This window comes from Massilia sp. DD77 (genome assembly GCF_036961685.1).
Classification (GTDB): Bacteria; Pseudomonadota; Gammaproteobacteria; order Burkholderiales; family Burkholderiaceae_D; genus Telluria.
In genome coordinates, this window is sequence record NZ_JBAMDH010000016.1 from 124,332 (window position 1) to 136,026 (window position 11,695).

Annotated in this window: 13 protein-coding genes; all 13 read right to left on the minus strand. The window is 64.5% G+C overall.

Annotated elements, in window-relative coordinates:
• Positions 1-10 precede the first annotated feature (10 nt).
• On the minus strand, positions 11-628 hold the full coding sequence (locus tag V7778_RS11625; protein WP_335555321.1) for a TetR/AcrR family transcriptional regulator: 618 nt from the start codon (positions 626-628) through the stop codon (positions 11-13).
• Positions 629-1,084: 456 nt separating this feature from the next.
• A complete protein-coding gene (locus V7778_RS11630; protein ID WP_335555358.1) occupies positions 1,085-1,474 on the minus strand; it encodes an RNA-binding S4 domain-containing protein in 390 nt (129 codons plus the stop codon).
• Between the two features lie 15 nt (positions 1,475-1,489).
• Positions 1,490-2,650: a cardiolipin synthase ClsB gene (gene clsB, locus V7778_RS11635; RefSeq protein ID WP_335555323.1), complete on the minus strand. Its 1,161-nt coding sequence runs from the start codon at positions 2,648-2,650 to the stop codon at positions 1,490-1,492.
• 7 nt (positions 2,651-2,657) lie between these two features.
• Entirely contained in the window at positions 2,658-3,467 is an 810-nt protein-coding gene (locus tag V7778_RS11640; protein WP_335555325.1) for an endonuclease/exonuclease/phosphatase family protein, read from the minus strand.
• Between the two features lie 104 nt (positions 3,468-3,571).
• On the minus strand, positions 3,572-3,781 hold the full coding sequence (locus V7778_RS11645; protein ID WP_335555327.1) for a hypothetical protein: 210 nt from the start codon (positions 3,779-3,781) through the stop codon (positions 3,572-3,574).
• Positions 3,782-4,146: 365 nt separating this feature from the next.
• Positions 4,147-4,602 (minus strand): dihydroneopterin triphosphate diphosphatase, encoded by a 456-nt coding sequence (gene nudB / locus V7778_RS11650; RefSeq protein WP_335555330.1) that lies wholly within the window; start codon positions 4,600-4,602, stop codon positions 4,147-4,149.
• A gap of 103 nt (positions 4,603-4,705) precedes the next feature.
• On the minus strand, positions 4,706-6,499 hold the full coding sequence (gene aspS, locus V7778_RS11655; RefSeq protein ID WP_335555333.1) for an aspartate--tRNA ligase: 1,794 nt from the start codon (positions 6,497-6,499) through the stop codon (positions 4,706-4,708).
• A 100-nt stretch (positions 6,500-6,599) separates the two neighbouring features.
• Positions 6,600-7,187, minus strand: coding sequence for a DUF502 domain-containing protein (locus V7778_RS11660; RefSeq protein WP_211522440.1), 588 nt, complete (start codon positions 7,185-7,187; stop codon positions 6,600-6,602).
• Between the two features lie 47 nt (positions 7,188-7,234).
• Complete coding sequence (locus V7778_RS11665) at positions 7,235-7,540, minus strand: FmdB family zinc ribbon protein (RefSeq protein ID WP_335555336.1); 306 nt, start codon at positions 7,538-7,540, stop codon at positions 7,235-7,237.
• A 515-nt stretch (positions 7,541-8,055) separates the two neighbouring features.
• A complete protein-coding gene (locus tag V7778_RS11670) occupies positions 8,056-8,658 on the minus strand; it encodes a methyltransferase domain-containing protein (RefSeq protein WP_335555339.1) in 603 nt (200 codons plus the stop codon).
• Positions 8,645-10,225 (minus strand): ubiquinone biosynthesis regulatory protein kinase UbiB, encoded by a 1,581-nt coding sequence (gene ubiB / locus V7778_RS11675; RefSeq protein WP_335555341.1) that lies wholly within the window; start codon positions 10,223-10,225, stop codon positions 8,645-8,647. The genes V7778_RS11670 and ubiB overlap by 14 nt, the downstream gene beginning before the upstream one ends.
• The gene (locus tag V7778_RS11680) at positions 10,222-10,845 is read right to left on the minus strand and encodes a ubiquinone biosynthesis accessory factor UbiJ (protein ID WP_335555343.1); all 624 of its coding nucleotides are present in this window, start codon (positions 10,843-10,845) and stop codon (positions 10,222-10,224) included. The genes ubiB and V7778_RS11680 overlap by 4 nt, the downstream gene beginning before the upstream one ends.
• 140 nt (positions 10,846-10,985) lie before the next feature.
• On the minus strand, positions 10,986-11,695 hold a 710-nt coding region (locus V7778_RS11685), incomplete at its 5' end, for a Tim44 domain-containing protein (RefSeq protein WP_335555345.1).

Consider the following 11,695-nt stretch of genomic DNA (forward strand, 5'->3'; position numbering starts at 1 on the left):
GGGCGGCGGGTTACGCCGCCTGGATGCCTGGTTGTTGGTTGGGATTGCGGTAATTGTCGATCAGCCGGTCGAAGCCCGCCTTGGCGCGTTCGACGGCGCCGGGCGCACGCAGGAAGCGGGCGTCGTGGTGCAGGGCCAGAATCATGCCGTACATTTCGTACACCAGCTGCTCGGCGTCGGTGTCGAAGCGCAGGTGGCCTACCTCGATGGACTGCCTCACGCAGCGCAGCAGCGCGTTCTGCCAGGCCATCACCATCGACACCAGCTCGTCGCGGATCGGGCCCGGGCGGTCGTCATACTCGACGGCGCCGCTGATATAGATGCAGCCCGAGGCGATTTCCACCGACACCCGCTTGATCCAGCGCGAGAACATGGCCACCAGGCGCGGCAGGCCGCGCGGCTCCTTGATACTCGGGTAGAAGACTTCCTGCTCGAAGCGGTGGTGGTAGAGCTTCACCACTTCCAGCTGCAGGTCTTCGCGCGAACCGAAGTGGGCGAACACGCCGGATTTGCTCATGCTCATCCGGTCGGCCAGCAGGCCGATGGTCAGGCCTTCGAGGCCGTTGCGGCTGGCGAGCTCGAGCGCCACGTCCAGGATCGCTGCCCGTGTCTGCTCGCCTTTGCGCATGAATTTGGATGAAGTACTGATAGTGGCCTCTGCATCGAAAAAAATCCGAACGCTCGTACTATTATCTATCAGACGAGGAATGTCAAACGGGAACTTAGAGGCGAAATTCTATTGATGCAAAACAACTGCCGACGTTTTTGGACACGCCGTCGAGGCTGGCCTGCCGGCCTGACGGCGTCGGGGGCAGAGGATAGTTATTTTAGGGATAAAGATAACGCTTTTTTGGGCGTTTGGGGTGGGAATTAGCACGTATGTGCATTAAAAGCGCTTGAGACGGCCCGCGCCTCATAGACGTCATCCCCGCGAAGGCGGGGACCCAAGTTTGCGTGCTTCGAGCTAATGCATGAGTTCATGACAGCGATACGAACTTGGGTTCCCGCCTTCGCGGTGAGTCATAGGCGCCAGTGGCGCGTATGACGGTTTTTCGGCTAACTGAAATAAGAGCCGAGCGCCAGCTCAGCTGCCATCCCCACCCGCCTTCACCAGCGCCCTGCGATCCCGCTTGGTCGGCCTGCCCTTGATATCCAGACTCGGCTCCGGATACAGCCTGCGCGCCTCCTTGTCGTTCTCGCGCCGCGCGATGCTTTCGTCGGTTTCGAAGTACAGGGTGCGCGCCACCGGCGCCGGTCCGCGCGAGCCGGAGATCGCGGCCACGATCACTTCCCAGCGGTCCGAGCCGTTGTCGACCAGGATCTTGTCGTTCACCTTCACCGTGCGCGAAGGCTTGACCGGCTCGCCGCCGATGCGCACCCGGCCGCGGTCGATGGCGTCGGTGGCCATCGAGCGCGTCTTGAAGAAGCGCGCCGCCCACAGCCATTTGTCGAGTCGTACGTTCGTGTCTTCCATCATTCTTCCGTTCATTCATGCATAGCCGATCGCGAAGACCCGCATCGCCAGTTTATACAGCATATAGGCGAATCCATAGCTCGCACGCCGGAACCAGCCGATGTGCGCGAACTCCTCGGGACAGACCGGCGTGCCGTCGGCGATGCCGCGCTCGATGTGCTCGCGCATGGCGGCGGCGAACACCGGGTCGCTCACCACCACGTTGGCTTCCTGGTTGACGAAGAGCGAGAGCCCGTCGCAATTGCTGGACCCGACCGTGGCCCAGTCGTCGTCCACCACCGCCACTTTGGCATGCAACTGGGTCTTGCGGTACTCGACCACCTTGACCCCGGCGCCCAGCAGCTTCGGATAAAACGAATGCGCCACCGCATCCTGGATCGGAAACTCCCCCACCCCGATCAAAAGCGTCACATCCACCCCGCGCTGCGCCGCATGCGCCAGGGCCTTGCGGAACTTGCGCCCGGGCGCGAAGTACGGGGTGGCCAGCAGTACACTGCGGCGTGCGCGGCCCAGGGCCTGCAGGTAGGCGCGCTGGATGGTACTGCGGTTGCGAAGGTTGTCGCGCACCACGAAGGCGGCGCGCGCCGGCCGCTCGCAGGATTGCGGCGGCTGCCTGCGCATCTCGCGGAACAGGTCGATGCGGTTCTTGAGCTTGAGTTGGCCCACCCGCATCCACTGGGCCTGGGCCTCGCGGTGGATCTGGGCCACCAGCGGCCCGCGCACCCGCACCGAGAAATCCCAGCGCGGCGCCGGCAGGCGCTTGCCCTTGAGGTGGTCGCAGATCCAGTCGTCGTTGACGTTGATGCCGCCCACGAATGCGGTCTCGCGGTCGACCACCACGATCTTGCGGTGCGAGCGCGCGATGCCGCGCCGGCACCAGGGATTGAACACGCGGTACTGCACCCCCGCATCGGCGAACAAGGCGCCCAGGCGCGAGGCGGGACGGTGCTCGGTGCCGATCCAGTCCACCAGCACCCTCACCTTCACCCCGCGCAGCGCGGCGCGGATCAGGGCGTTGCGCACGGCGCGGCCGGTGTCGTCTTCGGCAAAGATATAGGTTTCGAACAGGATGTCGCCGCGGGCGGCGTCGAGGGCCGCGATCAGCGCCGGGAAATAAGCGGTGCCGCTTTCGAGCAGGGTGACGTCGTTGTTGTCAACATAGGTAAGGGAACGCATGGCCCTGCTAAGCGAGCTGGAGTTCCGCCACGATCGGCGCGTGGTCGGACAGCTTGGCCCACAGCGGGCCGTGCATCACCTGCGCGTTGTCCACCGCGAAGCCGCGCACATAGATCCGGTCGAGGCGGAACCAGGGCAGCGCGGCCGGGAAGGTGCGCGCCGGCGCCAGGCGCGGCTGGCGTCCGGCCCAGCTGCGCACCATGTCGCCCAGCGGCGACACCGGGCCGAGCTCGTCGAACACCTCGGCCACGCCGAGCGCATTGCGCAGGCGGTCGCTGAGGGTGTTGCGCCAGTCGTTGAAGTCGCCGGCGATGATCACTGGACCGCCCTCCGACGAGGAATTGACGGCCTCGATCAGCGCGGCCGTCTGGCGCCCGCGGCTGCCCTCGAACAGGCCCAGGTGCACCACATAGCAATGCACCTTGCCGGCCGGGGTCTCCAGCACGCAATGCAGGATGCCGCGCTGCTCGTAGGCGTGATCGGAGACGTCGTGGTTATGCGAATTCTCGATCGGGAAGGCCGACAGCAGCGCATTGCCGTGGTGGCCGTGGTCGTACACGGCGTTCATTCCATAGGCGCTGTGATGCGCCTCGCCCTTGAAGAACTCGTACTGGGCGGTTTCAGGCCAGTGGCGGTGGCCACGTTCTTCCATGCCGAAGCGTGCCTGGTACCGGTCGTGCCGGCCCTGCACCTCCTGCAGGAAGACGATATCGGCGTGGAATTCGGCGATCGCCTTCTTGAGTGCGATCACGCGAGGGGTGGCGCGCAAGGATGTCACGCCTTTATGAATATTGTAGGTGGCTACACGAATTTTCATGGGAACATTCTACCCGGATCGGAAGCAGGTTTTCCGCAACCAGGCCCAATCGTGCAGCGGTCCTGTCGGCGCGCGGGTACCGCGCCGGCAGGCTCTTTCAGGGTTCAACCAAAGGCGAGTGCCTGCTCCACGAGCGCTTCGTGGCCGGTCACCATCATCCTGCGCTTGGGAACGCGTTTAGCAGCGGAGATCTCGTCCGCGGAAAGCAGCGGACCCATCAGGCGCAGGCCACACAGCAGGTCGACATAGATGCAGCCGTCGCCGGTGCTGATTTCCTTCACCTTTTCCTCGCACTCGAGTTTGAAGTTGTCCATTGTTCCTCCTAGTTCTTTCGACAAGAGATTTGTAACGAATTGTCACCTTTCGGCGAGGAGTTGACGATATTCTACCGGTTTGGGTATGTCAAACGATTAATCTATGGTGCATATCCAAAAACAACAAATTTCCTTTGGTCACTAAAACGCCAGAAACCGGTGCGTTCGATGCACCTCTAGAGTGAAAATTGTGATTTTTAGGAGGTCAAAAGTGCGCCATACGAGCGTGAACGCACAGAAGAAAAAATTTAGCGAACCAGCGTTCTTTTATCGAAAACTTTCGTTTCCGTTTGGGAAGTCAGTACTGTACGTTGACAGAATAATCAGGAATAGCCCACTGCGTGGGGGCAATTTGTGACAAAAGGTTATTGCACAATGAAGCGGGGCAAGTGCAGGATCGCTTCCGCATTAGAGGAAGAGAAACATTTGTCCGCGGCCTCGCGGTAAGGCAGCCAGGTGTAGCGCAGGTGTTCGCGCGGACTCAGGATGACCGGAATGGTGCGCGGAACGCAGACCGAGAACACGTGCTCGGTGTTGTGGGTGACGCCCGGCGCATAGCGGTGCCGCCAGACCGGGTAGATCTCGTAGACGTTGGACAGCTGCCAGTCGACCAGGCGGATGGCCTCGCCGTCGGCCACGATGCCGGTTTCCTCGAACAGCTCGCGCGCGGCGGTGGCCGGGAGCGGCTCATCAAGCGTGTCGAGCGAGCCCGTCACCGATTGCCAGAAACCCGGACGGTCGGCGCGTTCGAGCAGCAGCACGTCCATGGCGGACGTGTGGATGACGATCAGGACCGATTCGGGGATCTTGTGGGGTTTCATGGGCGGGCAATGCGGCCATGCAGGCGCGTGTTGAACGCGTGGACGGCAAAGCCGTCCACCCTACGGATACGCGGCGGTGTCCCGCCGCGTATCCGTTGGCGCGTCAGGCGACCTTCGGCTCGTTGCGCAGGCGGATATGCAGCTCTTTGAGCTGCTTCTCGTCGACTTCCGACGGCGCATTGGTCAGCAGGCACTGGGCGCGCTGGGTCTTCGGGAAGGCGATCACGTCGCGGATCGACTCGGAGCCGGTCATCAGGGTGATCAGGCGATCCAGGCCGAAGGCCAGGCCGCCGTGCGGCGGCGCGCCGTACTGCAGCGCGTCGAGCAGGAAGCCGAACTTGAGCTGGGCTTCTTCCGCATCGATCTTGAGGGCGCGGAACACCTTGCTCTGCACTTCCTCGCGGTGGATACGGATCGAGCCGCCGCCCAGTTCCCAGCCGTTCAAGACCATGTCGTAGGCCTTGGCGATGCAGGCGCCCGGGTTGGTCTCGAGCATGTCCTCATGGCCGTCCTTCGGCGCGGTGAACGGGTGGTGGGTCGCGTTCCAGCGGTCGCCCTCTTCGTCGTACTCGAACATCGGGAAGTCGATCACCCACAGCGGGGCCCAGACGTCGTCGAACAGGCCGGCCTTCTTGCCGAATTCCGAGTGGCCGATCTTCACGCGCAGCGCGCCGATGGCGTCGTTGACGACCTTGGCCTTGTCGGCGCCGAAGAAGATCAGGTCGCCGTCCTGGGCGCCCGTCAGTTCCAGGATCTGGGTGAGCACCTCGTCCGAGATGTTCTTGACGATCGGCGACTGCAGGCCTTCGCGGCCCTTGGCCTTCTCGTTGACCTTGATGTAGGCCAGGCCCTTGGCGCCGTAGATCGCCACGAACTGGGTGTACGCATCGATTTCCGAACGCGGCATCGACGCGCCCTGCGGCACGCGCATGCCGACCACGCGGCCGCCCGCCATGTTCGCGGCGCTGTTGAAGACCTTGAACTCGACCGACTTCATCAGCTCGGTCAGTTCGGTGAACTCCAGCTTGACGCGCATGTCCGGCTTGTCCGAACCGTACTTGCCCATCGCATCGGCGAAGTCCATCACCGGGAACGGGTTCGGCAGGTCGACGCCGGCCGCGTTCTTGAACACGACGCGCATCATGTCCTCGAACAGGTCACGGATTTCCTGCTCGGTCAGGAACGAGGTTTCGCAGTCGATCTGGGTGAATTCCGGCTGGCGGTCGGCGCGCAGGTCTTCGTCGCGGAAGCACTTGGTGATCTGGTAGTAGCGGTCGAAGTTGGCCACCATCAGCAGCTGCTTGAACAGCTGCGGCGACTGCGGCAGCGCGAAGAAGTTGCCGGCGTTGACGCGCGAAGGCACCAGGTAGTCGCGCGCGCCTTCCGGGGTCGACTTGGTCAGCATCGGGGTTTCGATGTCGATGAAGCCCAGGTTGTCCAGGTACTTGCGCACTTCCATCGAGACCTTGTAGCGCAGGCGCAGGTTGTGCTGCATCTGCTGGCGGCGCAGGTCGAGCACGCGGTGGGTCAGGCGGGTGGTTTCCGACAGGTTGTCGTCGTCCAGCTGGAACGGCACCGGCACCGAGGCGTTCAGCACTTCCAGGGCGGTGGTGTTGATCTCGATCTTGCCCGACTTCAGGTTGGCATTGGCCGTGCCTTCCAGGCGGTTGACGACGGTGCCGGTGATGCGCAGGCAGAACTCGTTGCGCACGTGCTCGGCGGCCTTGAACACCTCGGCGTTGTCCGGGTGGCAGACCACCTGCACCAGGCCTTCGCGGTCGCGCAGGTCGATGAAGATCACACCGCCGTGGTCACGGCGGCGGTGCACCCAGCCGCACAGGCTGACGGTTTGGCCCAGCAGTTCCTCGGTGACGAGGCCGCAGTAATGAGTACGCATGGTGGACATAGTTTTCGTTCCAGGTTGGTTGGTTCGGTTTGCGCCGCCGGTATCGTCGAAACGCCGGGCAGCCCTTTTGTTCTGCTGATCTTGTTGAGGCTTATTCGGGAGCGACGACGCCCATCGAGACGATGTGCTTCAGCGCCGCATCCACCGTCATGTTCAATTCCACGACCTTGCTGCGTTCCATCATCAGGAAGAAGCCCGAGGTCGGGTTCGGGGTGGTCGGCACGTACACGCTCACGTAGTCGCCCACCAGGTGGTTCTTCACGTCGCCGCCCGGAACCCCTGTCAGGAAAGCGATCGTATAGGAATCCGCGTGCGGATAGGGAATCAGGACCGGCGTGCGGAAGGCGTTGCCCGAGGACGAGAACAGGGTGTCCGACACCTGCTTGACGCTGCCGTACAGCGAGCTGACCACCGGGATGCGCTTGAGCAGGCGGTCGCCCAGGCGCACCACGTAGCCGCCCACCAGGTTGTTGGTCAGCAGGCCGGTCAGGAAGACGATGGCCAGGGTCAGGATCGCGCCGATGCCGGGAATGTCGGCGCCGAACACGCGGCGCGGCTGCCAGGCTTCCGGCACGAACAGCAGCGACTGGTCCAGCGTGCTGATGATCAGGCTCAGCACCCAGGCGGTGATCGCCAGGGGTACCAGGACCAGCAAGCCGGTCAGGAAATATTTGCGCATCGTGTTCTCTTGTTCTTGTTGGACCGCGGCCCGCAGGCCGCGGCAAATCAGGTGTCGCTCTTGCCGCCGCCAGTGGCCGGCGTGGCGGCCGGCGCAGCGGGCGCGGCGGCGCCGCTATCGCCCGAAGCGGCCGCGCCCGGAGCTGGAGCCGCGCCGGTGGCCGGCGGGGTGCCCCCGCGAAAATCGGTCACGTACCAGCCCGAACCCTTGAGCTGGAAGCCGGCGGCGGTCACTTGCTTCTTGAAGGCCGGCTTGCCGCACGAGGGGCAGGTGGTCAGCACCGGATCGGATACTTTTTGCAGCACATCTTTGTTGAAACCGCATTCTTCGCAGCGGTAGGCGTAAATCGGCATGTGATACTCCGCAAAAATCTTCAAAACCCTGAATTATAAAGCTTTTACGGCGGGTTTTGCCCGCCGGCCTGCCATGGGGCCGCCCCGAACGCAATGGGGGCGGTAAACGGTGTTGTTTTTCACCATCGTCAACAACTCTTTCGTTTGCTTAAGCATCGATGAGCTGATTTAATAGCATCTTTCTTTAAAGCATGTTGGCAGCAGAGCCCGCTCTGCTGCCCCAGTCAAAAAGAAACAGAAGATCGGGCGCGGTCCGCCGCCGTCCATCCGTAGAAGAACACTGATTTGAAAGCCCGCGCGAGCGGGCTTTTTCTTTTGGTGGTTCGCCCCGGACCTGTGCACACCGTAGGGTTGGCGGGGAAATTAGTCCAGTGGACTGATTTCCCGCCGACGCGTCCGACACAAGATGATGTGACGCGCATCGATGAGGCCAGGCCGGTCGAACGCGCCGGCGGCGGAGCCGCCAACCCTACGCTGAGCTACCGTCGGCTGGACGCCCCGGACAGCCGCGGCGCCTACTGGCGCCGCCACACCATCCAGCGTTCCTTGCCCGCGAACACGGGAATCGACTCCTCCACCGCCCGGTCCTCGACGCACTCGAAGTGTCCGGACAAGAGCTCGTCGAGCCGCGTCCGGGCGATCCCGAAAGGCGGCCCCTTGGGCTTGTCGTCGAAATAGAAGAATCCCGCCAGCACCCCGCCGGGCTGCAGCAACTCGGCCCAGCGCGCCGCGACGCGCGGCCACATGGCGGGCGGCATCGCGCACAGGAAGGCGCATTCGTAGACCATGCCGAGCGGCCGCTTTGGCTCCCAGGCAAAAAAATCCGCCTCGGCCACGCGTCCGCCCCACTCCCCGGCCACCCGCCGGGCGCGGGCCACGGCCTCGGGCGAAAAGTCGATCGCGGCCGCGTCCCAGCCCTGCTCCATCAGCCAGGCCAGCTCGTAGCCGCTGCCGCAGCCGGGAATCAGGACCGCCAGCGGCTTGCCGCACTCCGCCACGAAGCGGCGCAGCGCTTCCGGCACGGCGCCCCGGTCCCAGGGCGTGAATCCGCGTGCGAAGCGCTCGTCCCAGAAACCGGGCGCGAGCGGGTCGCGACTGAGGAAATCAGGCGCCGCCATGCAGGCGCATCAGGTAGACCCCAAGCGCGCCGATACCGGCCCCGCCGATCACGAAGGCCAGCAAGCCGAGCAGCCGGTTGGTGCGGCGCTGCTCGATCAGGACCAGCGTCAGGATGTCGGACTGGGCGACATTGGGACTGGCCAGGTGCGGATGGGTCTCGCGCGCCAGGGCCTGGTGCAGCAGGCGCGGGAACTGCGGGAAGATGTGCGCGTAGCGCGGCGCTTCGGCGCGCAGGCGCTCGACGAAGCCCTGCCAGCCGACCTGCTCGGCCATCCAGCGCTCGAGATAAGGCTTGGCGGTCTTCCACAGGTCCAGGTCCGGGTCGAGCTGGCGTCCCAGGCCTTCGATATTGAGCAGGGTCTTCTGCAGCAGCACCAGCTGGGGCTGGACCTCGACGTTGAAGCGGCGCGAGGTCTGGAACAGGCGCAGCAGGATCTGGCCGAAGGAAATGTCCTTCAGCGGACGGTCGAAGATCGGCTCGCAGCAGGCCCGCACCGCGGACTCGAGTTCGTCGACGCGGGTGCTCGGCGGCGCCCAGCCGGACTCGATGTGGGCCTCGGCCACACGTTTGTAGTCGCGGCGGAAGAAGGCCAGGAAGTTCTGCGACAAATAATCCTTGTCGAAATCGTTCAGGGTGCCGACGATGCCGAAGTCGAGCGCGATATAGCGGCCGAAGGTCTCCTTCTCGATCGAGACCAGGATGTTCCCCGGGTGCATATCGGCGTGGAAGAAGCCATCGCGGAACACCTGGGTGAAGAAGATCTCGACCCCGTCGCTCGACAGTTTTTTCAGGTCCACGCCCGCGGCCGCCAGGCGGTCGATCTGCGACACCGGGATGCCGTGCATGCGTTCCATCACGATCACGCTGCTGGAGCAATAGTCCCAGTACATTTCGGGCACCATCAGCAGGGTCGAGTCGGCGAAATTGCGGCGCAGCTGGGCGGCGTTGGCGGCTTCGCGCATCAGGTCGAGTTCGTCGTGCAGGTATTTGTCGAACTCGGCCACGACCTCGCGCGGCTTCAGGCGCCGCGCCTCGCCCCACACCCGCTCGATCAGGCTGGCGGCCATGTGCATCAGGGCGATGTCTTCGTCGATCAGTTTCTTCATGCCCGGACGCAGCACCTTGACCGCCACGTCCTTGCCGTTCTTCAGGCGCGCAAAGTGGACCTGGGCAATCGAGGCCGAGGCCACCGGATCGCGTTCGAAATGGGCGAACAGCTGCTCCGGGTGGGCGCCGAGCGAGCGCGTGATCTGGGCGATGGCGAGGTCGGAATCGAAGGGCGGCACGCGGTCCTGCAGCAGGGCCAGCTCGTCGGCGATGTCTTGCGGCATCAGGTCGCGCCGGGTCGAGAGCACCTGGCCGAACTTGACGAAGATCGGGCCCAGTTCCTCGAGCGCCTGGCGCAGGCGGATCGCGCGCGGCGAGGTGATGCGGCGCCAGAAGAAGAAGGTGCTCATCATGCGCGCGGTGCGCGGCGCATTGATGCTGGAGACGGCGATTTCGTCGAGTCCGTACTTCGTGAAGACGGTGAGGATGCGCAGCAGGCGCAGGAATTTCAATATCATCGGCGGTCCGAAGTCAGGTCCGAGTTGGGGTCGATCAGCGTGTGCTGGGCCAGGCGCTGTTCGAGCCGGGCGATGCGCTTGGCGGCGCGCTCGACGTCGTCGCGCAAGCGCACCACCTCGGCGGCGAATTCCTCGCGCAGCGCGGGGCGCACCAGCACCGGGCGTTCTTCCGCCAGGAACTCGGCCAGGTTCTCGGCCAGGCGGCGGCCGGCGCCGCTCACCAGCTGGCCGGCCTGGCGTGCGCCTTCGGCCAGGCGGCGCGCGCCCAGCGGTCCGACCACGCGCTCGAGGTCGTGCTCGGCATCCCAGCGCAGGCCGTTGGCCAGCTGCGAAATCGTGTTCGCGAATTCCGCGTCGCCCTCGATCTTCACGTAGGACAGCGCGCGCGTGCGGTCCTGGGCGATCAGCGGCAGGTCGGCCAGCTTGACGCGGATCGTCACCCCGGCCGGGCTTTGCCCGTCCTCGCGGCCCGCTTCCAGCATGCCGTCGGCCGCCACATGCATGCGTAACTGCAGGTGGCCAGTATCGATGCAGGCGTCCTTGCCCGCATGGCGCGCCAGCGCGGCGCGCGCCCAGGCCTCCTGGGCCAGCAGGTGGTTGATCGCGGCAAGCGCAGGCATGAGCAAGGCCTGTTGGGGAGAACTGGGGAACATAGAATTACTTAAATAAAAAAAACCGCCCGGCGGAAAGCGGGCGGTCTCGATCTTACCAGTTTGCCGGGCTCACACCCGGCAGCACGGAAGCTTTACTTAAAAATAATTTACGATACCTGCTGGATACCCGCCAGCACCCATCCGCCATTGCCCGACAGGGGCTTGGACAGGTTCCACACCTCGACCAGCGGCTCGGCCGGCGCATTCGGGGCGCTGCGGACCATGGCGTTGAACTGCACGCTCGCCAGGTAGTCGCTGGCGCCGGCTTCGATGCCCAGCAGCTGGGCGTCGACCGTCACCACGTCGGTGTAGTCGGCCACGCCGCCGCGTTCCTGGATCTGCATCTTCAGCTCGGCGAAGACTTCCGGTGAAGTGAATTCGCGCAGGTCGTTGGTGTCGCCGCGGTCCCAGGCCGCCTGCAGGCGGATGAAGGACGACTTGGCCTGGCGCAGGAAGGCTTCCTGGTCGAAGTCGCCCGGCACACCCCACTGGTTGTGGCCGGCGCCGCCCTGGTTCAGCGACGAGCCGCCTTGCGGCTGCTGGTGCTGGAAGGCCGCGGGCTGGAAAGCCGGCTTGTTCAGGCCCGAACCGATCTCCGGCGTGGCCACCGCGCCGGCCGGCACAGGCTGGGCCGCACCGTAGCCGGCCTTGGCGAAGGCCGGATTGGCCGGCGTGTCCTTGCGGCGGAACATGCGCACGATGAACATCACGGCCAGGATCAGGAGACCGATCATCAGGATCGACGAGATCACGCTGGCGAGCGCACCGCCGATGCCGAAGTGCGACAGCAAGGCGCCCAGGCCCAGGCCGAGCAGCG